The organism is Micromonospora sp. NPDC049662 (genome assembly GCF_040675055.1).
GTDB lineage: Bacteria > Actinomycetota > Actinomycetes > Mycobacteriales > Micromonosporaceae > Micromonospora.
Genome location: NZ_JBFAOC010000056.1, coordinates 13,048 through 39,846 on the forward strand (window position 1 = coordinate 13,048; position 26,799 = coordinate 39,846).

Here is a 26,799-nt window from a genome sequence, read left to right on the forward strand (position 1 = left end):
GTGGCCGGGCCCGGCCTCTCGAGGAGCGGCCGGGCCCGGGTCGGACGTCGGTTCTACCAGCTCAGGTAACCGGGCTGGGTCTGCACGTTCAACTCCTTGAACCGGGTCAGGTTCGCCGACCAGGTCCGCCAGTCGTTCAGCTCCAGGACGTCCAGACCCTTCTGGATGTCGTTGGAGTAGATGTTGCCGTTGTAGTAGTACGTCGACCAGGCGCCGCCGGTGACGGCCTGGGTGGCGGACAGCGGGCCCCGCTCCCAGTAGGCGATCTCCTTGGGGTGGCGCGAGTCGGTGAAGTCCCAGACCGAGATGCCGCCCTGGTACCACGCCTGCACCATGATGTCCCGCCCGAGCACCGGGACCAGCGAGCCGTTGTGCGCCACGCAGTTCTCGGTGTCGCCGTTGGTCCGGGGGATCTTGTAGTAGCTGCGGAACTCCAGCTTCCGCGCGTTGCCGCGGCCGGTGATGTCGTAGACGGCGTCCGCGCCCCGGTCGGGGCCGACCGTCTCGTTGCAGGTGGCCGCGCCGCCGCCGCCCAGTTCGTCGGTGAAGACGACCTTGGTGCCGGCGTTGTTGAAGGTGGCCGAGTGCCAGAACGCGAAGTTGACGGTGTCCCGGACCTGGGTGATCAGCCGGGGCGCTTCGCGGTTCTTGATGTCGAGCAGGATGCCGTCACCCATGCAGGCGCCGGCGGCGATGTCCTTCGCCGGGTACGCGGTGATGTCGTGGCAGCCGGTGGTCGCCGAGCCGGTCTCGCTGCCCGGGAAACCGCCGTCCGGGAAGAGGTTCGGCGTCGAGATGACGGCCGCCTCGGTCGGCTTCTTCACCGGCACCTTGACGATGGAGATGGAGTCGTGCGGCGGCTGGCAGTCGGGGAACTCGGCCCGCGGGCTGTACGACGAGACGTACAGGTAGACGTTCTTGCGGTCCTTGCCCGGCACCAGCGTGTGGGTGTGCGACCCGCAGGCGGTCTCGACGGACTTGATGTAGCGCGGGTTGGCCTTGTCGCTGATGTCGAAGACCTTGATGCCCTCCCACGACTCCTTGACCGACGCCGGCTGCGCGACGCTCGCACACGAGTCGTCGCTGCGCGACGAGTCGGTGGAGACGAACAGCAGGTTGCCGTAGACGGAGATGTCGTTCTGCGAGCCCGGGCAGTTGACCTGCGCGGTGATCGTGGGCGCGCTGGGCCGGGAGATGTCGTAGATGACGAACCCGTTGTAGTTGCCGGCGAAGGCGTACTTGCCCTGGAACGCCATGTCGCTGTTGAGCGCAGCCGTCGTGTCGAACGGCGCCTGCTTGGGGAGGTTGGCGATCTGCCGCAGGTTGGGGCTGCTGCGGATCTCGTCGACGCCCGGGATGTCGCTGGCGGCCGCCGGTGCGGCCGGTGCGGCCTCCTGCGCGCTGCTCGGTGTCGCCAGGGCGACGCTGGTCAGCAGCAGGCCGGTCGCGGCCAGGCTGACGATGCGGAGTTGTCGGAGCCGTGCGGTGGCCAACTTGATCATTGGCGGCGCCCTTCGAAAGGGGGGATGACGTTGTCGGTACCTTACCGAGCCTCGGAGATCATCGATGTGATCCGGGTCACATCTACGTCGACTCGTCAATGGATAGGATCGCTGCGACCTCGACCTGAGGGGAGTGCGGCATGACTGTCCGACGTGGTCGGTTACTCGCCGTCGTCATAGCGGCGACCATCGTCGCGGCGCTGGTGGCGCTGGCCATCCGCGCCGCCGGTGAACCCGGCCCGCCGGCCGCCGCGCCCGCCTCGGCGACGCCCACGCCGACGACCGGCCCGACCGGTCCACCGCCGCCGCCGGTCCTCGTGCCCGGCCGCCCCGGGGAGCCCGCCGTCGCCCGGTCCGCGCACGAGCTGCGCGACGACAGCCCACCCCGCTACAACGGCCTGGACACCGTCTACGTCCAGATGATGATCCCGCACCACGAGCAGGCGCTGGAGATGAGCACACTGGCGACGGACCACGCTGCGGATCCGCGGATCCGCGCGTACGCCGACCGGATCCGCGCCGGCCAGGGCCCCGAGATCAAGGTCCTGCGCGGCTGGCTCTCCACCCGCGGGCTGCCCGAGACGGCGCCCGGCCACGACCACGCCGGCATGCGCGGCATGCAGTCTCCCGAGGCGATGCGGCGACTGGCCGCCGCCCGGGGCGTCGAGTTCGACAGGCTCTTCATCACGATGATGACCGATCACCATCAGGGCGCCGTGACCATGGCGACCGACCTGCTGTCGGTCGGGGTCGACGCGACCCTCAACGAGCTGGCCACCTCACTCGCCACCGAGCAGGCCATCGAGATCAACCGCCTGCGCGAGCTGACGCCGCCCTGACCGTCGACGACCCGTACGCTGGGTGACCGTGAGACGCACGCTGTTCGGCCGCCCCCTGCGCGGCGTCGCCTTCGACGTGGCCGTCTCCGTCGTGGTCGCGTTCGTCGGTCTCACCTCGGCGGTGTCGCAACCCGGCGGTTGGGCCGCCGTCGGCGTCGGCGTGGGCATGGCGGTGGCGCTGCTGTTCCGCCGCACCCACCCGAGCGCGGTGACCGTCGTCGTGGCGGCGCTCGCCCTGGTCCAGGTGATCACCCGGTGGGGTCCGCAGGCGTTCGACGTCGCCGTCCTGATCGCGCTCTACAGCGTCGTGAAATACGGCCGGCGGCTGCGCGACGGTGTGCTGGCCGGCGCGGTCGCCGCCGTGGGCGTGCTGCTCGCCGCCGCGCAGACCCCCGGCGTCATCGTGTGGTGGGTGACCGCGCTGTGGTACGCGCTGGTCACCGGCGCGGTCTGGCTCGTCGCGCTGAACGTGCGGACCCGCCGCCTCTACGTGCTGAGCCTCGAAGAGCGCGCCGCCACCCTCGAACGCGAGCGGGAGGCCGAGTCGCGGGCGGCGGTCGCCGAGGAGCGCACCCGCATCGCCCGCGAACTGCACGACGTGGTGGCGCACAGCATGGCGGTGATGATTGTCCAGGCGGACGGTGCCCGCTTCATGCTCGACCGCGACCCCGAGCAGGCGCGCGCCGCCGTGAAGGTGGTCGCCGACACCGGCCGCTCCGCGCTGGAGGAGATGCGGCGGCTCGTCGGGGTCCTGCGCGACTCGGGCCCCGCCGGGGCGGACGTCGTGGCCGCCGACCCGGAGCACCGCCGGTTGGCACTGGCCGAGCTGCCCGATCTGCTGGCCCGCTTCCGCGACGCCGGACTGTTTGTCCGGGACGCCGTCAGCGGCGAGCCCCCGGCCCTGCCGCCGGGCCTGGAGCTGACCGTCTACCGCGTGGTGCAGGAGGCGCTGACCAACGCGCTCAAGCACGCCGGCGTCGGCGCCACCGTCGACCTGCGGATGACGTACTCCGCCGACGCCGTCGAGGTCCGGGTCGTCGACGACGGTCGGGGCCGCCCGGTCGTCAGTCCAGCGCCGCCCGGCGGTCACGGTCTGCTCGGCATGCGCGAGCGCGTGGCGGTGTACGACGGCAGCCTCACCGCCGGCCCCCGGCCGACCGGGGGCTGGCAGGTGCGGGTACGGCTCCCGCTACCGTCGGAGCCCTCAGCGGAGGTGATCGCGGCATGACGGTCCGGGTGGTGATCGTGGACGACCAGGCGCTGGTGCGCGCCGGATTCAGGATGGTGCTGGACTCGCAGCCCGACCTGACGGTGGTCGGGGAGGCCATCGACGGCGCCGACGCCCTGCGCGTGCTGGCCCGCACCGAGGCGGACGTCGTGGTGATGGACATCCGGATGCCGACCATGGACGGGGTGGAGGCCACCCGCCGGATCTGCGCCGACCGGCCGTCGGGTCCGCCCCGGGTGCTGGTGCTGACCACCTTCGACACCGAGGCCGACGCGTTCGCCGCGCTGCGGGCCGGCGCGAGCGGTTTTCTGCTCAAGAACGTTCCGCCGGAGGAACTGCTGGACGCCATCCGCGTGGTCGCGCGGGGCGACTCGGTGGTCGCCCCGTCGATCACGCGGCGGCTGCTGGACCGCTTCGCCGGCCAACTCGGCGTCACCCCGACCGCCGACCCCCGGCTGGCCCAGCTCACCGAGCGGGAGCGGGAGGTGCTGTTGCTGGTCGCGCAGGGGCTGTCCAACGCCGAGATCGCCGCCAAGGCGCACGTGGCCGAGGCGACGGTGAAGACCCACGTCGGGCGGATCCTGGCGAAGCTGCACCTGCGCGACCGGGTGCAGGCGGTCGTGCTGTCGTACGAGAGCGGCCTGGTCACACCCGGGCGCTGACCCGCCGTACGACCGCGGTCGTACGGCCGGCGCGTCCGTGCGCCACCTGCGGCGTACGCGGGTCGAGAGCGCAGGTGGAGATCGATCCGACCGGACCGGCCATAGCGTCGGAGGGGTCCGATCCGCGCCGGCACCGGGAGCCCGCACATGATCCGCCTGACCCTGCGTACGCTGCGCGCCGAGGCGCTGCGCATGCTGCTGTCCGCGCTCGCCGTCGTACTCGGTGTCGCCTTCGTCGCCGGCACGCTGATCGTCGTGGACGGGATGCGCGCGGGCGCGTACCAGCGGGCCGGCGCCTTCGACCGGCACACCGACCTCGGCGTCTACCCCGACGGCCCCCGGCCGCTGCCGGCGAGGCTGGTCGACGACGTCCGTACGGTCGACGGGGTGGCCGCCGCGGCCGGTGAGCTGCTCGGCGCCGGTGGACTCCTCGGCGCTGACGGGCGACCGGTGCTCGGCTACGCAGTGCTCGCCGCCATCCCCACCGAGACGGCCCTGCGCTCGTACGACGTGGTCGCCGGTCGCCTCCCCGACCGCGCGGGCGAGGTGGTGCTCGACGCGCCGACGGTGGCGAAGGAGGGCTTCACCCTCGGCGCTCCGGTTCTCGTCGGCGGTACCGGCGGGGCGGCCCGTCCGTACACCCTGGTCGGCACGGTAGACGTGGCGGGCAGCGTCCGCGACGTCGGCGGCCCGTTCATCGGCCTGGTCGGCGCGGACGCGCTCGCGGTCACCGGCGGGCGTGGCTACGACCGGATCATGGTGGCGGCCCGGCCGGGAACAGCCCAGGCGGCGTTGGCCGACCGGCTACGCGCCGCCGTCGGGAGCGCCGACGTCGACGTGAAGGGCCGCCAGCAGATCCTCGATGAGGCCGTCGAGGACGCCGTCCGCAATCTGAACCAGTTCCTGCTGCTGCTGCTCATCTTCGTCGGGGTCGCGGTGGTGGTGGCCGGCTTCGTGATCGCCAACACCTTCGCGATCGTGCTGGCGCAGCGCACCCGCCGGACCGCGCTGCTGCGCCTGGTGGGTGCGACCCGGGGGCAGGTGTTCCGGGCGGCGCTGCTGGAGTCGGCGCTGCTCGGCCTCGTCGCCTCCGCCCTCGGCGTCGTGCTCGGGGTGGCTCTCGCCGGCGGACTCCGGCTGCTGATGTCTCGACTGGACGTGCCGCTCTCCGGCGGGTTGACCGTCGCCGGCTCGACCGTGCTGACCAGCCTGCTGCTCGGTACCGGGCTCACCGTCGCCGTGGCCCTGCTGCCGGCCTGGCGGGGCACCCGGGTCGCCCCGGTGGCCGCGCTGACCGACGCCGCCGTGCAGCCCGCTCGGGGAGCGGGCCGGGTGCGGCTGGCCCTCGGCGCGGTGGTGCTGGGCGCGGGAGTCGCGGCGCTGGCCGGCGCGGCCGACGCCGGTCAGGTGCTCCTCGTGGCCGTGGGCGGTGTGCTGGCCTTCTTCGGCATCGTGCTGTTTGGCCCGGTGCTCGTCCCGGCGCTGGTCCGGCTGATCGGCTGGCCGGCCCGCCGGGTGTTCGGGATGACCGTCGGTCTGGCGGTGGCGAACGCGGTTCGCAACCCGCGTCGGATCGCCGCGACGGCGACCGCCCTGGTCATCGGGATCGGGTTGGTGTCGGCGTTCGTGGTGGGCGCGCGCAGCACCAAGGACGGCATCGAACGCAGCGTCGACGCCGAGATCGGGACGGACTTCGTGGTCAGCGGCATCGGCCAGAATCTGCCCGCCGCGCTCGCCGGTGAGCTGGCCGCGCGCCCCGAACTGGGCGTGGTGCACGAGCAGCGCAGCGTCGTGACCGGCGACATCGAGGTCCGGGCCGCCCACCCGGCGCTGGTCGGCCGGACGTTGTCCGGCGTGGTGGCCGGCGACGTCGACCGACTCGGGCCGGGGCAGGTGCTGGTGCACCAGGAGCTGGCGCGGGCGCACGGCTGGCAGGTCGGTTCCGCCGTCACCATCGAGGGGCGGGCGTTCCGGGTGGCCGCGGTGGTGGCCGACGACGCGCCGGCCATGGTCTCCAGCGCCGCGCCCGAGGGACACGTCATCGAGCTGGACGACCGGGACTTCGCGGTGCTCTTTCCCCGCGAACGCGGTTTCCTCGCCGAGATCGACCCGGCTGACGGCGTGAGCGCCGAACGGGCCCGCGCCGCGATCGAGGCCGTGCTCGCCCGCTACCCGACGGCGAACCTGATGGACCAGGGGGCGTACAAGAAGATGCTCACCGGCACGGTGGACATGCTGCTGGCCTCCGTCACCGCGCTGCTCGGCCTGGCCGTCGTGATCGCCCTCGTCGGCGTGGCCAACACGCTGAGCCTGTCGGTGGTCGAGCGCACCCGGGAGAACGGCGTCCTGCGGGCGGTCGGGCTGTCCCGCGGCCGGATGCGGGCCATGCTCGCGGTCGAGGCGATCCTCATGACGCTGGTCGGCGCGATCCTCGGTATCGGGCTGGGCACCGGCGTCAGCGCCGCCGGGATGGCGCTGCTGGCCCGCCTCGGCGGGGACTTCCACGTGGTGCTGCCACTCGGCCAGCTCTCCTCGATCCTCGGCGTGGCGGTGCTGGCCGCTCTGCTCGCCTCGGTGCTTCCGGCCCGCCGGGCACTGTCGCGGCCCGTCGTCGAGGCGCTCGCCGACCAGTGAGCGTGTCGTCCACGGGTGCCCGAAGCGACATCCGCCGGCCGGCCCCGCCGCCTTCCCCGGCGGCGGGACCGGCCAGCGGTGCCGGGTCCGGGGCACGCCCTACAGGCGCTCGACCACCTCGCCGGAGCACCGGTTGCGGGTGTCGAAGACGTAGCGGGCGTGCCGGACCACCAGGTCGTAGTCGAAGCAGTCGTGGTCGGTGACCACCACGACCGCGTCCGCGGCCCGCACCTCCCGCTCGGTGAGCCCGACGACCGCGACCCCGGCGGGGATCTGGTGGGCCTCCGCGTACGGCTCGACCGCGTGCACCTCGGCGCCGAGTGCCTGCAGACGGCGGGCCACGTCGACGGCGGGGGAGTCCCGCATGTCACCGGTGTTCCGCTTGTACGCGAGCCCGAGCAGCAGCAGTCGCGCGCCGCTGACCGCCCGGCCGGTGCGGTTGAGCCCTGCCATGATCCGCTGGGTGACGTGCTCGGGCATCTCGTGGTTGATGTCGTTGGCCAGCTCGATGAACCGGAACTGCCGGCCGAGGCGTCGCTTGACCTGCCAGGACAGGTAGCACGGATCGATCGGCAGGCAGTGCCCGCCGACACCCGGGCCGGGCCGGAACGGCAGGAACCCGAAAGGCTTGGTCGCGGCGGCGTCGATCGCCTGCCAGACGTCGATGTCGAGGTGGTGTGAGAGCATCGTGAGCTCGTTGATCAGCGCGATGTTGACCTGGCGGAACGTGTTCTCGATCAGCTTGGTCAACTCGGCCACCCGGGTGGAGTCGACGGCGACGGTGCGCTCCACGAGCCGCTGGTAGAAGCCCTGCACCCGGTCCAGCGACGCCGCGTCGATCCCGGAGACCACCTTCGGGGTGTTCTCCAGTCGCCACGTCGGGTTGCCCGGGTCGATCCGCTCCGGGCTGTAGCCGAGGTGGAAGTCGCCGGGGCTGGTCAGCCCGCTGGCCGACTCCAACAGCGGCCGAAGCAGCTCCTCGGTGGTGCCGGGGTAGGTGGTCGATTCCAGGATGACCGTGCAGCCCGGCCGCACGTACGGGCCGACGCGGATACCGGCCTGCTCGACGAAGCTCAGGTCCGGGGTGCCGTCGCGCAGCGGGGTGGGCACGGTGATGACGCAGACGTCGAAACCCTCGGCGTCGGTGTAGTCGGTGCTGGGGCGGTACCGGCCGCTGCCCAGCGCCCGGCCCAGCCGGTCGGTGGGGATGTCCTCGACGAACGACTCACCCGACGCGAGCCGCTTCACCCGGTCGGCGTCGACGTCCAGGCCGACGACGTCCAGGCCCGCCTCGACGGCACGCATGGCCAGCGGCAGTCCGACGTACCCCTGGCCGATCACGACCAGCTTCTCAGCGCTCACCCGGGCTCCCGCAGACGGTGGAAATGACCTGCGGAGAGCCTAGAGCGGTTTTCGGCGACGTAAGTCCGTTTTGGGGATATCGGTGCTGGTGGGGCGGCTGGTCAGCCGCCTACGTCACCGGAGCCGGTCGACGGTTCGGTGGAGGGGCTCGGGTCGGTCGCCGGCGAGTTGCTCGGCGACGACGGGGTCTTCGGCGGGTCGCTCGGCGGCGGCGCGGTGGTCGCGCTCGGCGTCGGCGATGGAGAGTTGGCCGACTGGCTGGGCTGGACGCTCGGCGTGGCGCTGACCGACGCGGACGTCGTGGTGTCCGGGACGGTCGGCCGGTTCGGCCGGCCCGGGTCGTTGGTCATCTGCTCGTTCGCCGCCGGCAACTCCACCTGCTCGGTCGGCCCCGGCGTCGGCGCGACCGTCGGCAGCTTGACGGCCGGATCGTTGCCGGTGTTGCGCGCCGCGCCCAGGGCCGCGCCGAGGCCGACCAGGGCGACCAGCATGGCCACCGCGGCACCGACCAGCGGCCCGCGGCGTCGCGGGCGTGCCGGGTCGGTCGTGCCCGCCACCGCCGCGCCGACCGGCACGTCGGTGCGGGTGCCCGGACCCGCCTCGCGCAGCGGCACCGATGACGCCAGCGCCGTCGGTGGTTCGCCGCCGGTCACCGCGGTACGGGCCGCCTCCGCCATCGCCGAGCCGCTCGTGAAGCGGTCCAGCGGGTCCTTCGCGAGGGCCCGCGATACCAGGGCGCGGACCGCCTCCGGGATGTCGTGCGGCAGCTCCGGGGGCTCGTCGTCGAGGTGCCGGACGGCGACCTGGAGGGGGTTGTCACCGGTGAACGGCGGGCCGCCGGTGAGGCAGCAGTAGGCGACCGCGCCGAGGGCGTAGATGTCGGTGGCGCCGCTGACCGGCCGGCCGGCGGCCTGCTCGGGCGCCATGTAGAGGGCGGTGCCGGGCACCGCGTTGGTGCTGGTGATGCTGGTCACGTTGGTGGAGCGGGCGACGCCGAAGTCGACCAGGACGACCGTGCCGTCCTCCTGCACCAGAAGGTTGCTGGGCTTGACGTCGCGGTGCACGATGCCGCCGCGGTGCGCCGCGCCCAGCGCGTGCCCCGCCTGGGCGACGATCGACATCGTCTCGGCCACGTCGAGGCGACCGGCGGCCTCGATCCGCTTGGACAGCGGTTCGCCCTCGACGAACTCCATGACCAGATAGTCGGCTCGACCGCCGTCGGGCAGGTCGTCCTCCCCGCAGTCGTACACCTGCACGATGCCGGGGTGCCGCAAGGCCGCCATGATCCGCGCCTCGGCACGGAAGCGGGCGATGAAGTCCGGGTCGGAGACCAGCGCCGGCAGCAGGACCTTGACCGCGACCTGCCGGCCGAGGACGAGGTCGGAGGCACGCCAGACGTCGCCCATGCCGCCCGTGGCGACACGTTCGTCCAGGCGGTACCGACCGCTGAGCACGACCTCCGATGACAACACAGCATTACCGTACCCAGAGTGGCGGCCAACGGCTCGCTGCGGTGGACCCGGTGCGGGGTCGCCCCCGTCGGTCCGCCCGGGGCGACCTCCGGCGGCCGGGCCGGTGTGTGACGCTTCGATGACGCCAGGTCACAAAAGCCGACACATGTCGGCGTACGCCAGCCCGGTCGCCGCCGCAGACGCTCACCTGAGCCGGGGAGCGCCCGAGGGGCGTCGTCCGTTACGCCGGCACGCCGGTCGGATGGTTTGATAATTGTCACTCTTCTGTAATGCGATCCCAACTTGTCGCAGGAAACGTCCCCTCCTACCGTTAGCCCGGCTCGGGGCGCAGACGGGCAGCCCGTTCCGGGCCATCACCGGTGTGGACACCCCGGCCGGTGCCCGGACGGGGCCCGAATCGAAATCGGCGGGGGCGGTGCGGGTGCGGGAGCGGGTGAGGGCGGCGGTTCGCCGTGCGCGCACGACGCCGACGCGTGTCGCGCCGATCCGCTCCGGGCGGCCCGTGGGCCGCCGATGACGGGCGAACTGTCCGAGGCGGTCACCGCCGCGCAGTCCGGGGACGAGGACGCCTTCCGCTTCCTGTACCGCAGCCTCCAGCCGGGACTGCTGCGGTACCTGACCGCCCTGGTCGGCGCGGACGCCGAGGACGTCGCGTCGGAGACCTGGTTACAGATCTCCCGCGACCTGCCCACCTTCACCGGCGGCGAGTTCCGCGCCTGGACCGTCACCATCGCCCGCAACCGCGCGATGGACCACCTGCGGCGGCTGCGGCGACGACCGTCGCTGCCGGTACCGGTGCAGGCGCTCACCGAGATGGCCGGCGACGGCGACACCGCCGAGCGGGCCGACGAGACGATCAGCACCGAGGCTGCGCTGGCGTTGATCGCCACGCTGCCACCCCGCGAGGCCGAGGCGGTGCTGCTGCGGGCCGTGATCGGGCTCGACGCGGAGTCCGCCGGCCGGGTGCTCGGTCGCCGGGCCGGCGCCGTCCGGACCGCCGCGCACCGCGGTCTGCGGCGACTCGCCACCCTGCTGGACCGGCAGGCCGTACCGACGCCGTCGGTCGACGGCGACGCCACCGCCCCGCTGCGCGCGCCCGACACGTCGAGCGCGCCGGCCGACGGCGGCCCACCGGCGGTCGGCGCCGAGGTGGTTCCGCCCCCTCGTCGCCGGATCGGGCGTTCCCGGCAGACCTCACACGCCGAGCAGGCGGAGGGCTGACGTGAAGGGATTCCGGATGAACCCGCACCGGCGTGCCGGCCGCGCCGAGACCGAACGGCTGCTCGACGCCGCCCGCATCGACACCGCCCCCCCGCCTGACATCGCCGACCCGGGCGCGGCGGGCGTCCGGCAGTCCGGGGCTTCGCCGGACTCCGGGGCCGAGCCGCTGGCCCGGCTGCTCGCCGCCGCCGCTGGCCCGGCCCGACCTGCGGAGCTGGCGGGCGAGGAGGCCGCGTTGGCCGCGTTCCGAGCCGCCCGCGCCGTCCCGGCGCCCGCCGTGGCCCGACGGCCACGCCGTCTGCGGCTCAGGACCGGCGCGGTGGCCTGGATCGGGGCGTTGGCGGCCACCGCCACCGCTGGCGTCGCGTTCGCCGCGGCCGGGTTGGAGAAGGCACCCGAACCGCCGCCGGCACCGAGTAGCGCGCCACCCACTGCCAGCGCGCAGGTGAGCACCGGGCCCGTCGCGCCGAGCGGATCGACGCCGCCCGGCCGTCCCTCCCTGTCCGTCTCGCCGTCGGTCGGCACGACCCCCGGCGGTCAGCTGCACGGGCTGTGCCAGGCCTGGCGGTCCAAGAAGCCCGAGCAGCGGGAGAAGGCGCTGCGAACGCCGGCCTTCGAGCGGTTGGTGACGGCCGCCGGTGGGGTCGGCGCGGTCGAGGAGTACTGCCAGCGGCTGGTGCCCGAGGCGAAGCCCAGCCCGTCGCCGCTGTCCCCGTCTCCGTCCGCTCCGCCGCCGCCGTCGCCGCCTGCGGAGCAGTCCGCGCGGGCGACGCCACCCGGTCAGGCGAAGGTCAAGCCCTCGCACCCGGCCGGCCCGGCCGGCGACTGAGCGTACGGGCGCGCGGTTCGTTCTGCCCTGCACCGGGAAACGCGTCTGTTAGACAGGGATTGGTGGTCCCGTCGACGCTCGGAAAGGGGAGTGTCGGTGGCCGGGTCTACGGTGGCACCCGTGCTCCGGAGCTGACGCACGGCGCACGCGGTCGTCGCACGACGAGGGAGGCTGCACCGATGGTGACGTCGCCGGAGCTGGACCAGAGCGAGATCCTGCGCGAGTCCGCCGCCGCGGGCCGACACCTCGCGCGCATCTGCTTCAAGACCGGCCCTCCCACGTACACCGGCGTCGAACTGGAATGGACCGTGCACGACGCCGCCGACCCCACCCGAGGAGTCGACCCGGCGCGGCTGCGGACGGCGCTGGGGCGGCACAGCCCCGTCACGCTGGATCCGGCGAGCCCCGCCGAGCCGCTGCGACACGGCGGCACGGTGACCCTCGAACCGGGCGGCCAGCTGGAGATCTCCACCCCGCCGCGTACCTCGGCCGGCGCGTTGATCCAGGCCACCGAGGCCGACATCGCCCAGGTCGCCGGTCTGCTGGCCGCCGCCGGGCTGACCCTGGGGCGCAGCGGCATCGACCCGCACCGTCGGCCCCGCCCGGTGTTGGACACTCCCCGCTACCGCGCCATGCGCCGCGTGTTCGACCGGCGCGGCCCGGCCGGCCGGACGATGATGTACAGCACCGCCGGCCTGCAGGTGTGCCTCGACATCGGCGAACCGGACCAGGTCGCCCCGCGCTGGGCGGCGGCCCACGCCGTCGGCCCACCGTTGCTCGCGGCGTTCGCCTCGTCGAGTCGGCACGCCGGCCGGCGTACCGGTTGGGCATCCGCGCGGATGGCCGCCTGGCTGGCGATCGATCCGGCGCGTACCCGCCCGGTGTGGGCGCCCGAGCGCGCGGACGACGACCCGCCGGCCGCCTGGGCACGCTACGTGCTCGCCGCCCCGCTGCTGTGTCTGCGCCGGCCCGGCCCGGACTGGGCCCCGCCGCCGGGTGTCACCTTCGCCGACTGGCTGGACGGCGCGCTGCCCCGCCCGCCCACCACCGACGACCTCGACTACCACGTCAGCACCCTCTTCCCGCCGGTGCGCCCGCGCGGTTACCTGGAGCTGCGGTATCTGGACGCCCAGCCCGACCGGGACTGGCGGCTACCGCTGGCGGTGCTGAGCGCGCTGTTCACCGACGCGGGCACCGTCCGCGCGGCGTACACGATCGGCGCGCCGGTGGCGCACCGCTGGTCGGCCGCCGCCCGGCGCGGCCTCGCCGACCCGGCGCTGGCCGTCGCGGCGGCCGCGCTGCTCGACCTGGCCCTGGCCGCCCTACCGCGGCTGGGCCTGCCGGCCGGCACCGAGGACGACATCCACGACGGTGTACGGCGGCGGCTCGCCGCCATCGCAAGGGTCGACCGGTGAGCGCGCGAGAGCGAGCCTCGAACGAAAGGTGCGACGGGTGAGCGCGAGGAGTGAGCCGGGTCTGCGAGCCCCGCAGTCGCGAACGAAAGGTGCGACGGTGAGCGCGAGTACGACGGAGCATGCCGACGGTGAGCTGTTGCGGGGGCGGATCGCACAGGAGTTGGCGCGCGCCCGCTCCCGCACGGCCCTGCTGACCGAGGCGGTCGACGACGGCGACCTGATGCGCCAGCACTCTCCGCTGATGTCGCCGTTGGTCTGGGATCTGGCGCACGTCGGCAACCAGGAGGAGTTGTGGCTGGTGCGCGACGTGGGCGGCCGTGAGCCGGTCCGCCGCGACATCGACGACCTGTACGACGCGTTCAAGCAGCCCCGCCGGGACCGACCGCGGCTGCCCCTGTTGCCACCGGCGGAGGCGCGCGCCTACGTGGGCGCGGTCCGCGACAAGGTGTACGACCTGCTCGACGCGGTGCGCTTCACCGACCGGCCGTTGGTCGCCGACGGGTTCGCCTTCGGCATGATCGTGCAGCACGAGCAGCAGCACGACGAGACGATGCTCGCGACCCACCAGCTGCGCGCGGGCGCGGCGGTCCTGCACGCCCCGCCGCCGCCCGAGCCGGCCGTCCGGGCCGGCGGGGAGGTGCTGGTGCCGGCCGGAGAGTTCACGATGGGCACCGACACCGATCCCTGGGCCCTGGACAACGAACGGCCCGCGCACCAGGTCCACCTGCCCGCGTACGTCATCGACGCCGCACCGGTGACCAACGGCGCGTACGAGGCGTTCATCGCCGACGGCGGCTACTCCGACCGGCGGTGGTGGAGCGCGGCCGGCTGGGAACACCGGGTGCGCGAGCGACTGGTCGCGCCGCTGCACTGGCGTCGCGACGGTGACGGTTGGGCGTACCGGCGGTTCGGCCGCTGGGACCCGGTACGCCCCGACGAGCCGGTGGTGCACGTGTGTTTCCACGAGGCGCAGGCGTACGCGACGTGGGCCGGTAAGCGTCTGCCGACCGAGGCGGAGTGGGAGAAGGCGGCGCGGTGGGACCCGGCGACCGGGCGGTCCCGCCGCTACCCGTGGGGCGACGACGACCCGACCGAGGCGCACGCCAACCTCGACCAACGTCACCTACGGCCGGCGCCGGTGGGCGCGTACCCGGCCGGCGTCTCGCCGCTCGGTGTGCACCAGCTCATCGGGGACGTCTGGGAGTGGACGTCGACCACGTTCACCGGTCATCCCGGCTTCGTCGCGTTCCCGTACCGCGAATACTCCGAGGTGTTCTTCGGCGACGACCACCGGGTGCTGCGCGGTGGCTCGTTCGGCACGGACCGGTCGGCGTGCCGGGGGACGTTCCGCAACTGGGACTATCCGATCCGCCGGCAGATCTTCAGTGGCTTCCGGTGCGCCCGCGACGCCGGTCCGGACGAGTCGCCGCGGTGAGGCGCCCGACGCCACGCGGGGTGCGCTGATGTGCCGTCATCTGGTCTACCTCGGCCCGCCGGTCACGTTGGCCGCGTTGCTGTTCGAGCCGGCGTACGCGCTGGTCCGTCAGTCCTGGGCGCCGCGTGACATGCGCGGCGGCGGCACGATCAACGCCGACGGGTTCGGTGTCGGCTGGTATCCGGACGACGGTCCTCCGGTGCGGTACCGGCGTGCCCAGCCGATCTGGAGCGACCCGACGATCGCCGAGCTGGCGGCGGTGACACGTGCCGGCGCGGTGCTCGCCGCGGTCCGGTCGGCCACCGTGGGGATGGCGGTGGTCGACGGCGCGGCGGCGCCGTTCGCGGAGGGCCGGTGGCTGTTCAGCCACAACGGTGTGATCCGGGGCTGGCCCGATTCGATGGTGCCGCTCGCCGCCGGCCTGCCGGTGCGGGACCTGCTGACCCTGGACGCGGCCACCGACTCGGCGTTGCTGTGGGCGCTGGTGCGGCATCGGCTGCGCGCGGGCGACGACCCGGCGGAGGCGGTCGGCCGGACGGTGGTCGAGGTCGCCGCCGCCGCTCCGGGGTCGCGGCTGAATCTGCTGCTCACCGACGGACGGCGGGCGGTGGCTACGGCGGTCGGTCACGCGCTGTCGGTGCGCGCGGGCGCGGGCTCGGTGGTGGTGGCGTCCGAGCCGCACGACGACGACGCCGGGTGGCGGCCGGTGCCGCAGCAGCGCCTGGTCACCGCCACGACGGACGAGGTGCGGGTGTGCGGGCTGCCGGCCGGATGAGCGTTGCCGGCCGGGCTACGCGAGGTGTCTGACGACCACGATAGGGGCGGGGGCCATGAGCGCGGAACCGTTGGAGATCTACCTTGAGCCGCAGGACCTGGAGCGTGGCCTGCGGGCGGACGTCCGGGCGGGGCTGACGGCCGAGGCGAAGTGGCTGCCGCCGAAGTGGTTCTACGACTCGCGGGGCAGCGAGCTGTTCGAGGAGATCACCCGGCTGCCCGAGTACTACCCGACCCGGGCCGAGCGCGCGGTGCTCGCCGCGCACGCCGCCGACGTGGCGGCGCTGACCGGCGCGAAGACCCTGATCGAGCTGGGCTCCGGTTCGTCGGAGAAGACCCGGCTGCTGCTGGACGCGTTCACCCGCCGGGGAGGGCTGGGCACGTTCGTCCCGCTCGACGTCTCGGTCAGCGCCCTGCTCGGGTCGACGGCGCAGATCGCCGCCGACTATCCGGGGCTGCGGGTGCGGGGGATCGTGGGCGACTTCACCCGCCAGCTCGACCGGCTGCCGACCGGCGGGCGGCGGCTGGTGGTGTTCCTGGGCGGCACGATCGGCAATCTGTTGCCGGCCGAGCGGGCCGGGTTCCTGACCGCGATGCGCGCCGCGCTGGAGGTCGGCGACTGGTTGCTGCTCGGCACCGACCTGGTGAAGGACCCGTCGGTGATCGTGCCCGCCTACGACGACGCGGCCGGGGTCACGGCCGAGTTCAACCGCAACGTGCTGTATGTGATCAACCGGGAGTTGGGGGCCGATTTCGACCCGGAGGCGTTCGCGCATGTCGCCCGGTGGGACCCGGAGCGGGAGTGGATCGAGATGCGTCTGCGGGCGACGCGATCGATGCGGGTCCGGGTGCTGGACCTCTCGGTGGCGTTCGACGAGGGGGAGGAGCTGCGGACGGAGGTGTCGGCGAAGTTCCGCCCGGAGGGGGTGGCCGCCGAACTGGGCGCGGCGGGCTTCGCGGCGTCGCACTTCTGGACGGACCCGCGCGGGCTGTTCGGGGTGACGTTGGCGCGGGCGTGGTGAGCCTGTTCACCCGCGCCGTCCGGCCCGCTCGCTGATCGGTTAGGCTGGTCGCGCGAAGGGGAGTAGCCCCCAATGTCGTGGTCGACATACTGGTGCGTTCCGCATCCGGCCACGCGGCCCCGGTTCTCCGGGGCGGGCGAGACCTTCGACTCAGGCTGTCGCAGCCGGGTCGAGGGCGCCCCCGCACCTCCTCCCGGTCTGAACGGGAAGGATGTCATGGAGGGATTCCTCGCCGCGCTGGTCGTCAGCTTCGGCGTCATCTTCGTCGCCGAGCTGGGAGACAAGTCCCAGTTGATGGCGCTGACGTTCGCCACGCGGTTCAAGCCGCTTCCGGTGCTGATCGGCATCACCGTCGCCACGGCGGTGGTGCACCTGGCGTCGGTCGCCATCGGTTCGGGTCTCGGCGCCGTGCTGCCCACCGAATGGATCTCGCTGGTGGCCGGCGTGGCCTTCCTCGGCTTCGGCGCGTGGACACTGCGCGGTGACAAGCTCACCGAGGAGGAGAAGCGTAAGGCCGAGAAGACCAGCAAGACCGCGATCGTGGCGGTGTCGGTGGCGTTCTTCCTGGCCGAGCTGGGCGACAAGACGATGCTCGCGACGATCACCCTGGCCACCAAGTACGGCTGGTTCGGCACCTGGCTCGGCTCCACGGTGGGCATGGTGGCCGCGGACGCGCTGGCCATCCTGGTCGGCCGGATGCTCGGCCGCCGGCTGCCGGAGAGGACCATCAGGTACGGCGCCGCGGTGCTGTTCGCCATCAGTGGCCTCTGGCTGATCCTGGAGGCCGTGAACGAGCTGACCTGAGCGCCGACTAGCCGCCCCGGTGGCGGGTAACGCCTCCGGGTGGAGCCGGCGGAGCTGCTGCGCCACGGCGACCAGGTGCTGGTCGCCGTGGTGGAGGTGGCCGGCGCCCTGGTGATCGTCGTGGGCGCGCTCTGGGCGGCGGTGCGGTTCGTGGCCGAGGGGCTACGGCACCGCACCGCCGCCGTCTTCACCCCGATCCGCCTGTCGCTGGGCCGGTTCCTGACGCTCGGTCTGGAGTTCCAACTCGCGGCCGACGTGTTGCGGACCGCGGTGTCGCCGTCGTTCACGCAGATCGGCCAGTTGGCGGCGATCGCCACGATCCGGACGGCGCTGAACTACTTCCTGGGCCGGGAGATCCGGCAGGAGCAACGGCAGGTCACCGACGGGCGGCAGGGGACGTGATCGGCGGGCTGGTCGAGGCGGTGACCGCGCTGGCCCTGGTCACCGGGGTCGTCGCGGCGGTGTGCACCGGCGACGTGCGGGTCGCCGTACGCGTGCTGTTGGACCTTTTGACGGCGGCCGGCCTGCTGCGGCTCGCCGGGGATCCGGCGTGGGGTGGCCTGGCCTCCACCGCCGCGATCGTCGCGCTGCGGCAACTGCTCGCGGCGGCGTTGAGTCTCCCGCCGCCGTGGTCGCGGCGACAATCCCCGCCGCGCTGCGGGGGCGACGATCACCGCCTACCGTGGGCGGTACCAGAGAAACCGGGAAAAGCGGGAGGATAACCACATGAACCGGCACGACGAACCGAACGAGTACGGATACGCCGGCGGCGCCACCGCTCCCGAGCCGCAGCCCGGCGGCAAGCCCGACGAGCAGGACCTCGCGGAGGAGGTGGCGGTGCCCGCCGACGACCTCACCGCCCCCACGACCGACGCCCTCGCGGACGAGACCGAGGAGCGGGCGCCGCGCGACCGCCAGCGCTGAGCATGGCGGGTCGCGGGCCGGGCCGGTCACTCCCGTCCGGGCCGCTGGTAGACGTCGGGCACCCCGTCGCCGTCGGCGTCGAGGCGTTCCTTCTCGGCCACCCGCCGGTACGCGGCGTTGCGGCGGGCGAGCACGGCGGCGGCGAGCGCCGCGGAGATCACCGACCCGACGAGGACCGCCGCCTTGACCCGCTCGTCGGCCGTACTGCCCGCGCCGAACGCCAGGTCGCCGATGAGCAGCGAGACGGTGAACCCGACCCCGGCCAACAGGGCGATGCCGAACAGGTCGGACCAGGTGATGTCCTCGTCCAACTCGGCGCGCGTGAACCGGGCCAGCAGGTAGGTCGAGCCGAAGATCCCGATGCTCTTGCCGAACACCAGGCCGGCCACCACGGCGATCACCAGCGGGTCGGTCAGCAGGGTCCCGAGATCGGTGCCACGGAGTGTCACGCCGGCCGCGAAGAGGGCGAAGACCGGCACGGCGAAGCCGGCGGACACGGGTCGCCACCGGTGTTCCAGGTGCGCGGCGAGACCGCCCGCGTCCGCGCCACCCGACTCCGCCCGGTCGGCCGTCGCGGCGGTGCCGCCCGGGGCGCGGCTCAGCACCGGCACGGTGAAGCCGAGCAGTACGCCGGCGACCGTGGCGTGCACGCCCGAGGCGTGCACCAGCGCCCAGGTGGCGGCCGCGAGCGGGACGAGGGCCCACCACCACGTCCGGCCCCGCCGTACCAGCCACGCGAAGAGCCCGATCGGGGCGAGCGCGGCGAACAGCGGCAGCGGGTGGAAGTCGGCGGTGTAGAAGACCGCGATGATGGTGATCGCGAACAGGTCGTCGACCACGGCCAGGGTGAGCAGGAAGGCGCGCAGACCCTGGGGCAGGTGTGAGCTGACCACCGCGAGGACGGCCAGCGCGAAGGCGATGTCGGTGGCGGTCGGGATGGCCCAGCCCCGCAGTCCCTCGCCGCCCGTGCCGAGGAGCACGGCCACGTAGACCAATGCGGGCAGCGCCATTCCACCCAGGGCGGCCACCACCGGCAGTGCCGCGCGGCGTGGGTCGCGCAGGTCGCCGGCGACGAACTCACGCTTGAGTTCCAGGCCCACCACGAAGAAGAAGATGGCGAGCAGGCCGTCGGCGGCCCAGGTGGCGAGGCTCAGGTCGAGGTGCCAGCGCGCGCCGCCCGGCCAGGGCACCCAGGCCCCGAGCCGGACGTACGCCTCGCTCCATGGCGAGTTCGCCCAGACCAGCGCGAGGACGGCGCCGAGCAGCAGCAGGGCGCCACCGACCGTCTCGGTGCGCAGCACGTCGGCCAGGTGCCGGGCCTCCGGCCAGGACGACCGCGCGAAGAGTCGGTCGCGGTGGGGGGTGCGGTCGGTCAAAGGGCTCACCTCTGGTGTCGGGACGGCAAAGATCCAATCGCCGACCAGACTTCCCGGCACACCGTTGTCGAGCCTATCCGCTCGGCGGTACGTCGTGATCGTGCGCGGCGCGGCGCGGCGATCGAGATCGGCCCGTGGAATCGGTCGCCGACTTTTCCGGACGTCGCCGCTGCCGAGTGGCCCTTTGTCGGGTTGGTCATGCGGGACGGCGCGGTTACCGACGCCGAAAATGCATAACTCCGGACATAAGTCCTATGAGGGGCTTTAATGGTTTCACGAGTTGACAGACGACCTTGGGGGTTTTCGTGAAGTTCTTTGGCGTAACCGGACCGGTCCGGAGGCAAGCCTGATGGACCTGCTTCGCCAATTGCGCCACGTGCGTCGGCACTGGTGGGTCGTGCTGCTCACGATCATGGTGTCCCTGGGCGTCTCGGCGTTTCTGACCGTACGGGCCCAGCCCCGGTACGTCGCCTCGGTGACCTTCTTCGTCACCACCCCCAACCAGGGCGTCTCCGATGCCTACCAGGGCGGGCTGTTCCTCCAGCAGCGCGTCAAGTCGTACGCCGACCTGCTCAGCAGCGACCGCCTGGCACAGAGTGTCGCGGCCGAGACGCCGGTCGGGCTCACCGCGGACGAGGTGCAGCGCCGGGTGACCACCTCCACCGAGACGGGCACCGTCCTGCTGCGCGCCTCGATCACCGACACCGACCAGGCCCGCGCCCTGCGGGTGAGCGAGACCCTCGCCGCGAAGTTCGTCGAACTCGTCCAGAAGGTCGAGACGCCACCCGAGGGCAAGTCACCCATCAAGATCGAGGTGGTCAGCGGCCCACGGGTCAGCGCGAGCCCCGTCTCGCCGAAGCCGCTGCGTAACCTCGTACTCGGCGGTCTGCTCGGCCTCGTCCTCGGCGTCGGCCTGGCGATCCTGCGCGGCGTCGCCGACGTCCGCCTGCGCGACGCCGCCGGCCTGCAACGCGCCACCGGAAGCCCGCTGCTCGGTGAGATCCCGTTCGAGAGCGCCGCCCGCACGTCCCCGCTGATCGTCGGCGACGCCGCGACGTCGGCCCGTGCCGAGGCGGTCCGCAAGCTGCGGACCAACCTGCGCTTCGTGGACGTGCACGAGCCGGCCCGGGTCATCGCCGTGACCAGCGCGTTGCAGGGCGAGGGCAAGACGACGATGTCGTGCAACCTGGCCATCGCGTTGGCCGAGGCGGGCTGGCGGGTGCTGCTGGTCGACGCCGACCTGCGACGCCCGAAGGTCGACGACTACCTGGGCCTGGACGCCGGTGTCGGCCTCACCGACGTGTTGGTCGGCGACGTCCAGGTCGGTGACGTGGTGCAGCGGTGGGGCGACAAGTCCCTGCTGGTGCTGCCCAGTGGCTCCGCGCCGCCCAACCCGAGCGAGTTGCTCGGCTCCAAGGCGATGGCGGACCTGCTGCTCGCGTTGCGCGAGTCCGCGGACATCGTGATCATCGATACCGCGCCGCTGCTCGCGGTGACCGACGGCGTCGTGGTGGCTGTCCAGGCCGACGGCGCGCTGCTGGTGAGCCAGCAGGGTCGGACGTCGCGTACCCAGGTGGCCGCGGCGGCCCGCGCGCTGCACTCGGTCTCGGTGCGGCTGCTCGGCTGCGTGCTCAACATGGCGAAGGTGGCCAAGGCCGAGGCGTACCAGTACGAGGCCTACCGGGTGGTCGCCTCGACGGCCACGCCGTCGGTACCGACCGACCGGGCCCCCGCCGCCCGGCACAGTGAGGACGCCGGGGTCAACGGTGTCAGCGACCGTACCCAGGAACTCACCCGGCTGCCCCGATGAGCGCGGCGAGGGGTCGTAGCGAGCGTTCGATCTCCTCGGCGCAGCGACGGAAGTCGGCGACGGTACCGCCGATCGGGTCCCGAAGGTCGTCCGCGTCCGCAGCGGCGGGTTGCAGCCGCCCGCGGGCGCTGGCGGCGGCGGCGATGGCGGCCCCCAGCGGATCGTCGGTCGATCCGACGGGCGGTTCGGCCGCCGCCGCCAGCCGGCCGAACTGGCGCAGGGTGAACGTCCGGTGCAGCGCGCCGGGCGCGAGCGAGGTGCACACCGACCGCTGCCGCCGCGTCGCGGTCAGCACCAGCGTCGCCTCGGTCAGCTGTTCGGCACGCAGCGTACGGCTGCTGAACGCCGTCGGGTCGCCGCCCTCCTCGGCCACGACCTCCGCCGCGTACGGGTGCATGGCCATCCCGTCCATCGCGTCGGTGCCGGCGCTGGACACCAGCACGGGACGGTCGGCCAACAGCCGTCGGGCCAGGTGCTCGGCCATCGGCGAGCGACACAGGTTGGCGTGGCAGACGAACAGCACGCGGTCGGCCATCGGGAGCCCTCTCGTGGATGCGGACACGGGTCGCCGCACCGCGAGGGTGATGCGTCGACGCCGCTGGGCGCGCGGGGAGGGGTTGCCAGCATCCTACGCGGGCCGCCCCGTCGGACGCGGTGCCGCGCCGGCCGAGCCCGGTCCGCGCCCACCGGCGGTGCCGCGGTGAAGATCGGCATCCTGTCGTACCACTTCCCGCCCGAGCCGGCGTTCATCCCCGGCAGCCTCGCCGAGGAGTTGGCCGCGCGCGGGCACGAGGTCCGCGTCCTCACCGGATTCCCCGACTACCCGGGCGGCCACGTCTATCCAGGGTGGCGGCAGCGGTGGCACCACGAGACGCACAGCGACCGGCTGTCGGTCCGCCGGGTGCCGCGGGTCTCCGGCGGGGCCACCACCACCCGGGCGCGGATGGCCAGCTACCTGTCGTTCGCCGGGAGCGCGTCGCTGGCGGCCCGCCGGTTCCTGGGTGACGTGGACGCGCTCTACGTCTTTCAACTGCCGGCCACCACGTTCGCCACCGCCGCCGTCCTGCGGCTCCTCGCGAGGGTGCCGACGGTGCTGCACGTACAGGATGTCTGGGCTCGCGACGGCGTCGACGCGTCCGGCGGCGGCCGCTGGTTGGCGCGGATGGACGCCGCGATGACCCGCGTCTACCGGTCGGCCGCGCGGGTCGCCGTGGCCGCGCCGTCGATGCGCGACCTGGTGGTCGCGGCCGGCGCCGACCCCGGCCGGGTTCGTCTGGTCCTCAACTGGACGGACGAGCGCATCTTCTACCCGGCGACACCCGGCGCGGCGGCCCGGCAGATGGTCCGCCGGGATCGCCGGTGTGTGGTCATGCACGCCGGGACCATCGGACCCCGCCAGGGGCTGGAGACGGCGGTACGGGCCGCGGCCGCGCTGGACCGGACGATGGACCTGGTCCTGGTCGGCTCGGGCGCGGACGAGCGGCGGGTGCGGGGGCTCGCCGCCGACCTCAAGGCGGAGAACGTCCGCTTCCTCGAACGGCGCTCACCTGTCGACATGCCCGAGCTGTACGCCGCCGCCGACTACCAGTTGATCATGCTGCGCGACCTGCCCGAGCTTCGCGGCATGGTGCCGGGCAAGCTGCAGGCCGCGCTCTCGTGCGCCGCGCCGGTCGTCGCGTCGGCCGGCGGGGACACCGTCGAGCTGGTCGAACGCGCCCGAGCCGGGCTGTCCTGCCCACCCGAGGACTGGGCCGCGTTGGCCGACCGGTTCTGGCTGGCCGCCACCATCCCGCCGCCCGCGCGCACCGAGATGGGCCGGCGGGGGCGGCAGACGTACCTGCGGGAGATGTCGCTGCCGGCCGGTGTCGACCGGATCGAACGGCTGCTGCACGAGGCCGCCGGCCGCGTCCCGCAGGGAGCCACGGCGTCGCGAGGAAACCTCGCGTAAAGGACCAGAAATGCCATAACGGTACGAGAGTCCTCGTAACGTGCTAAGAACGTCAGGGAATTCGACAGACTGTCCGATTCCTGGATCGGAGTGTGGTGTGACGGAGAGCGAACGACCGGGTCGACGACGAAGCCGGTCCCGGCGTCGCCGGCGCGCGCGACTGCGCCGGGCCCTGCTCGGCGCGCTCGTGGTCGGATCGCTGGTGCTGGCCGCGGGTGGGTGGATCGGTTTTCGCGGTTGGCAGGCGCGCGCGCACCTGCTCAATGCCGCCGGCCTGGCCCGGGAGTTGAGCGCTCAGGTCGTCGGCGGGGACACCGACCGGGCCCTGCGCACCCTCTCCGCCCTGCAGGAGCAGTCCGGCGCGGCCCGGACCGCCACGTCCGACCCGAGCTGGAGGCTCGGTCGGCACACCCCGGCGGCCGGTGACGATCTCGACGCGGTCCGGCTGATCGCCATCGCCATCGACGACCTGGCCCGGCAGGCGTTCCCCAGCCTGCTGCGCACGGACCTGACCAGCCTCGTGCCGGCCGGCGGCCGGTTGGACCTGGCCCGGCTCACGTCGGTCTCCGGCGAGCTGACCCGGGTCAACGACTCGGTGCAGGGCACCCGTCGGGACCTGGCCGCCGTGCCGGCCGACAAGCTGGTCAGCCAGGTCCGCCAGGCGCTGACCGATCTCCGCGGCGAGATCGACCGGTTGGCCAGCCTCACCGCCGCGGCCGACCAGGGCGCTCGGCTGCTGCCGCCGCTGCTCGGCGCCAGCGGCTCTCGGCGCTACCTGCTCGTCTCGCAGAACCTGGCCGAGCTGCGCGCGACCGGCGGCATGTTCGGCGCGTACGCGATGATCGAGGCCGAGGGCGGGCGGGTCCAGATGGGCCGGCAGGGCAGCAGCGCGTCCCTGGGTCGGTTCACCCCGGCGTTGAAGCTGCCCGCCGAGACCCGGGCGATCTGGACCGACCTGCCCGGCATCTACCCCGCCGACGTGAACCTGACCCCGCACTTCCCGACCGCCGCCGCCCTGTACCGGGAGATGTACCGGCGCAAGACCGGTACCACTGTCGACGGTGTGCTCGCCGTGGATCCGGTGGTGCTGTCCTACCTGCTCAAGGCGACCGGCCCGGTGCTGGTGCCCGGCGGGGCGCCGCTGGCCAGCGAGAAGGCCGTGCAGACCCTGCTCAACGAGACCTACCAGCGACTGGACACCACGCAGCAGGACGCCTACTTCGCATCCTCGGCGGCTGCGGTGTTTGACGCCTTCTTCACGAAGAATGTCAACCCCAGGGTGTTGTTGTCCGCATTTGACCGTGCTATCACGGAACGCCGGATATTGTTCTGGAGTGCTCACCCGGAAGAACAACGGACGTTCGGCAACAGCCGGATGGCCGGGACGCTCCCGGAACAGGACACCGTGCCGACGGTCGGCGTGTTTCTCAACGACGGCAGCGGCGCGAAGCTCGGCTACTACCTGCGGCCGACGGCGAGCCTCACGGTCGGCGAATGCCGGCCCGACGGCCGCCGCGAGCTCCGACTGCGGGTGACTCTGCGCTCGACGGCGCCGAAGTCAGGGCTCAGCAAGTCGATCCTTGGCCTCGGTCTGGCTGGCGACCCGTACACCGTGCGCACGCTGGTGTCGATCTTCAGCCCGGCGGGCGGCTCCGTGCTCGACGCCCGGCTCGACGGGGCCGAGACGGCACTGGGCAGCGGCACCGAACGCCGCCGCCAGGTGGCGACGGCCAACGTCGACATCGGCCCCGGCGTCGAGAGGGCGCTGGAGGTCACCGTCCTGACGGCCAAGACCGGCGTCGGGCAGGCCGAGCTGTGGCTGACCCCCACCGCCAGCCCTTGGACCACCCAAGTTCATTCCGCACGAAGCTGTGACCAGTAGGAGGGAACCAATCATGCGGCTATCCCGCATCATCATGGCGCTCACGGTCGGCCTGGCCGTGGTGGCCGTGCCGACGGCAGCGGGGGCGGCACAGCCGCAGCCGACGCCCAGCGGCACGCCTCAACCGCCGCCGTACCCGCCGGCCGCCGCGTCCCTGACCGTCAACCGGCCGACGATCTTCCTGGGCGAGACGGTCATCCTGACCGGCACCAATTTCGGCCCCAACGAGACCGTCGACATCTCGGTGACGGTAACCCCCCTCGCTGCCCCGGCCGCCGGCAACGCGCCGGCCCGCCGCAGCGACGGCACCACCGTGGCCATGGCGCCGGTGGCGTACCAGGCGAGCGCGCCGCTCAACTTCACGGCGTACACCGACGCCCAGGGGCACTTCACCAAGAGCTACAAGCCGTCGGTGACCGGTCTGCTGACCTTCACCGCAACGGGCCGCGAGTCCGGCCGGACCGCGAGCACCGAGCTGCGGGTGCTGCACCGCAAGCAGCCGCTGCCCGTCACCGGTGACAGCATCGGTACGCCCATGAAGCTCGGTGGCGGTCTCGTCGGCGCCGGCGCGATCATGCTGCTGCTGACCCTGGCCTGGCGTCGCCGCCAGCGCTTCGGCGGAGCCGCGCACTAACCGGCACCACAGCCGGGGCAGTGCCCCGGACGTACCTCGAACTGGCGCCCGTCGGATTGTCCCGGCGGGCGCCAGGTCACGTCGTGGGGCGGTGTGGCGTTCGCCCGGTCCACACCGCCTCGGCGTGATCGACTCCCGACCGCCAGTCGCGGGGGTGTCGACGACCCGGGACGCCCGCTTGGCGTCCGTCGGCGGCGGGCTCCTGCCACGCCGCCCCGATCGCCCCGATCGCCCCGATCGCCGTGATCGACACGAGGTCGCCGATATGGGGGCATCGACCGGTCCGGGATGCCCCGAGTTCGGCGATCCGGAGTCGATCACCCAGGCCGACCGCCGTGCGTGGGTGGTGTGTCCGGTTGTGGGGCCACTGTGGTGACCCGCTGCACCCGTGGGCCGGAATCGTGGCGGGCCGGGGGTCGTTACACCTCCCGACGATCGCAGGACCACGGCCGAGCCCCCCGCCCCCGGGGGGAGCCAAGCCCCCGGGAATGACCCCGGACCGCGGGTCGTTACACACGGTCCCGGCACGGCGAGCCCCGCTCCCCGCGGATCGTCAGCCCCCGGGAATGACCCCGGACCGCAGGTCGTTACACCCGGTCCCGGCACGACGAGCCCCGCTCACCGCGGATCGTCAGCCCCCGGGAATGGCCCCGCCCCCCGGGTCGTTACACCCGGACCGGCCGCCACGAGCCCCCGCTCGCAGGCCGCCCCCCAGACTTTGAGCGCCCGGACGAGGTGCTGACACCCCCGTCACCGATCCCCCGCACTGGTGACAGGTGGGTGTTTCCTACCCCCGAAGGAGCAACCCCTGATGAACACGATCTTCCGCAAGAGCATGCTGTCCATCGCCGGTCTCGCGTTCGCCGGTGGCGTCTTCGCCGGCCCCATCGCCGCCCACGCCAACCCGGTCGACGCCAAGCCCGCCGCCGCAGCGGTGCAGACCACCGCACCCAAGCCGCAGGGCGACCAGTCGCACATCGACCTCAACGGCGAGCAGACCGCCAACGCCAAGGCCATCATCGCCGC

The 26,799-nt window shown here is 73.2% G+C and carries 23 protein-coding genes and 1 pseudogene; 19 read left to right on the top strand and 5 right to left on the bottom strand.

The features are described 5' to 3' along the window. Nucleotides 1-53 precede the first annotated feature (53 nt). A complete protein-coding gene (locus tag AB0J36_RS28260; protein ID WP_357118902.1) occupies nt 54-1,502 on the bottom strand; it encodes a hypothetical protein in 1,449 nt (482 codons plus the stop codon). A gap of 140 nt (nt 1,503-1,642) precedes the next feature. On the opposite strand from AB0J36_RS28260, the gene AB0J36_RS28265 reads away from it, so the two are divergent. The 4 genes from AB0J36_RS28265 (at nt 1,643) to AB0J36_RS28280 (ending at nt 6,865) form a co-directional block, all read left to right on the top strand. Beyond that, complete coding sequence (locus AB0J36_RS28265; protein ID WP_357170500.1) at nt 1,643-2,341, top strand: DUF305 domain-containing protein; 699 nt, start codon at nt 1,643-1,645, stop codon at nt 2,339-2,341. A gap of 22 nt (nt 2,342-2,363) precedes the next feature. After that, nucleotides 2,364-3,569: a sensor histidine kinase gene (locus AB0J36_RS28270; RefSeq protein ID WP_357118896.1), complete on the top strand. Its 1,206-nt coding sequence runs from the start codon at nt 2,364-2,366 to the stop codon at nt 3,567-3,569. Next, nucleotides 3,566-4,231, top strand: coding sequence for a response regulator transcription factor (locus AB0J36_RS28275; protein WP_363661341.1), 666 nt, complete (start codon nt 3,566-3,568; stop codon nt 4,229-4,231). The genes AB0J36_RS28270 and AB0J36_RS28275 overlap by 4 nt, the downstream gene beginning before the upstream one ends. Nucleotides 4,232-4,378: 147 nt before the next feature. Beyond that, a complete protein-coding gene (locus AB0J36_RS28280) occupies nt 4,379-6,865 on the top strand; it encodes an FtsX-like permease family protein (protein WP_363661342.1) in 2,487 nt (828 codons plus the stop codon). A 99-nt stretch (nt 6,866-6,964) separates the two neighbouring features. Here AB0J36_RS28280 and AB0J36_RS28285 read toward each other — a convergent pair whose 3' ends face one another. Further along, nucleotides 6,965-8,227 (bottom strand): nucleotide sugar dehydrogenase, encoded by a 1,263-nt coding sequence (locus AB0J36_RS28285; protein ID WP_357118887.1) that lies wholly within the window; start codon nt 8,225-8,227, stop codon nt 6,965-6,967. A 101-nt stretch (nt 8,228-8,328) separates the two neighbouring features. Then, nucleotides 8,329-9,699 (bottom strand): protein kinase, encoded by a 1,371-nt coding sequence (locus tag AB0J36_RS28290; RefSeq protein WP_357118884.1) that lies wholly within the window; start codon nt 9,697-9,699, stop codon nt 8,329-8,331. Between the two features lie 513 nt (nt 9,700-10,212). Between AB0J36_RS28290 and AB0J36_RS28295 the strand changes: the two genes are divergently transcribed. From AB0J36_RS28295 to AB0J36_RS28340, 10 genes are all read left to right on the top strand, one after another. Continuing rightward, nucleotides 10,213-10,920 carry an RNA polymerase sigma factor gene (locus tag AB0J36_RS28295; RefSeq protein ID WP_363661343.1) on the top strand — a complete coding sequence of 236 codons (708 nt, stop codon included), beginning with the start codon at nt 10,213-10,215 and terminating at the stop codon, nt 10,918-10,920. A 16-nt stretch (nt 10,921-10,936) separates the two neighbouring features. Beyond that, nucleotides 10,937-11,749, top strand: a complete 813-nt coding sequence (locus AB0J36_RS28300; RefSeq protein WP_363661344.1) for a hypothetical protein — start codon at nt 10,937-10,939, stop codon at nt 11,747-11,749. Nucleotides 11,750-11,928: 179 nt separating this feature from the next. Then, complete coding sequence (egtA, locus tag AB0J36_RS28305) at nt 11,929-13,164, top strand: ergothioneine biosynthesis glutamate--cysteine ligase EgtA (protein WP_357397427.1); 1,236 nt, start codon at nt 11,929-11,931, stop codon at nt 13,162-13,164. Between the two features lie 97 nt (nt 13,165-13,261). Next, the gene (gene egtB, locus AB0J36_RS28310; RefSeq protein ID WP_363661345.1) at nt 13,262-14,599 is read left to right on the top strand and encodes an ergothioneine biosynthesis protein EgtB; all 1,338 of its coding nucleotides are present in this window, start codon (nt 13,262-13,264) and stop codon (nt 14,597-14,599) included. Nucleotides 14,600-14,627: 28 nt separating this feature from the next. Beyond that, on the top strand, nt 14,628-15,374 hold the full coding sequence (gene egtC / locus AB0J36_RS28315) for an ergothioneine biosynthesis protein EgtC (protein WP_357118869.1): 747 nt from the start codon (nt 14,628-14,630) through the stop codon (nt 15,372-15,374). Nucleotides 15,375-15,429: 55 nt separating this feature from the next. Next, nucleotides 15,430-16,395 carry an L-histidine N(alpha)-methyltransferase gene (gene egtD, locus AB0J36_RS28320; protein ID WP_357118866.1) on the top strand — a complete coding sequence of 322 codons (966 nt, stop codon included), beginning with the start codon at nt 15,430-15,432 and terminating at the stop codon, nt 16,393-16,395. Between the two features lie 216 nt (nt 16,396-16,611). Then, nucleotides 16,612-17,199, top strand: coding sequence for a TMEM165/GDT1 family protein (locus AB0J36_RS28325; protein WP_357118863.1), 588 nt, complete (start codon nt 16,612-16,614; stop codon nt 17,197-17,199). 39 nt (nt 17,200-17,238) lie between these two features. Continuing rightward, nucleotides 17,239-17,601, top strand: coding sequence for a DUF1622 domain-containing protein (locus tag AB0J36_RS28330; RefSeq protein WP_357118860.1), 363 nt, complete (start codon nt 17,239-17,241; stop codon nt 17,599-17,601). After that, on the top strand, nt 17,598-17,921 hold the full coding sequence (locus AB0J36_RS28335) for a hypothetical protein (RefSeq protein WP_357118857.1): 324 nt from the start codon (nt 17,598-17,600) through the stop codon (nt 17,919-17,921). Before AB0J36_RS28330 ends, AB0J36_RS28335 begins: the two co-directional genes overlap by 4 nt. Before the next feature lie 4 nt (nt 17,922-17,925). Then, a complete protein-coding gene (locus AB0J36_RS28340) occupies nt 17,926-18,123 on the top strand; it encodes a hypothetical protein (RefSeq protein WP_357118854.1) in 198 nt (65 codons plus the stop codon). Nucleotides 18,124-18,149: 26 nt separating this feature from the next. Here the strand turns inward: AB0J36_RS28340 and nhaA are convergent, their stop codons facing one another. Beyond that, nucleotides 18,150-19,499 (bottom strand): Na+/H+ antiporter NhaA, encoded by a 1,350-nt coding sequence (nhaA, locus tag AB0J36_RS28345; protein ID WP_357118851.1) that lies wholly within the window; start codon nt 19,497-19,499, stop codon nt 18,150-18,152. A gap of 349 nt (nt 19,500-19,848) precedes the next feature. Between nhaA and AB0J36_RS28350 the strand changes: the two genes are divergently transcribed. Beyond that, nucleotides 19,849-21,309, top strand: a complete 1,461-nt coding sequence (locus AB0J36_RS28350) for a polysaccharide biosynthesis tyrosine autokinase (protein ID WP_357118848.1) — start codon at nt 19,849-19,851, stop codon at nt 21,307-21,309. Here AB0J36_RS28350 and AB0J36_RS28355 read toward each other — a convergent pair. After that, nucleotides 21,290-21,844, bottom strand: a complete 555-nt coding sequence (locus AB0J36_RS28355; RefSeq protein ID WP_357118845.1) for a low molecular weight phosphatase family protein — start codon at nt 21,842-21,844, stop codon at nt 21,290-21,292. The genes AB0J36_RS28350 and AB0J36_RS28355 overlap by 20 nt on opposite strands. A 165-nt stretch (nt 21,845-22,009) precedes the next feature. Between AB0J36_RS28355 and AB0J36_RS28360 the strand changes: the two genes are divergently transcribed. The 4 genes and pseudogenes from AB0J36_RS28360 to AB0J36_RS28375 form a co-directional block, all read left to right on the top strand. Next, the gene (locus tag AB0J36_RS28360; protein ID WP_357118842.1) at nt 22,010-23,257 is read left to right on the top strand and encodes a glycosyltransferase family 4 protein; all 1,248 of its coding nucleotides are present in this window, start codon (nt 22,010-22,012) and stop codon (nt 23,255-23,257) included. A gap of 97 nt (nt 23,258-23,354) precedes the next feature. Continuing rightward, complete coding sequence (locus AB0J36_RS28365; RefSeq protein ID WP_357118839.1) at nt 23,355-25,139, top strand: DUF4012 domain-containing protein; 1,785 nt, start codon at nt 23,355-23,357, stop codon at nt 25,137-25,139. A 13-nt stretch (nt 25,140-25,152) separates the two neighbouring features. Then, nucleotides 25,153-25,773, top strand: a complete 621-nt coding sequence (locus AB0J36_RS28370) for a hypothetical protein (protein WP_357118836.1) — start codon at nt 25,153-25,155, stop codon at nt 25,771-25,773. An 811-nt stretch (nt 25,774-26,584) separates the two neighbouring features. Further along, nucleotides 26,585-26,799: pseudogene (locus tag AB0J36_RS28375) on the top strand (hypothetical protein); the annotation flags it as partial.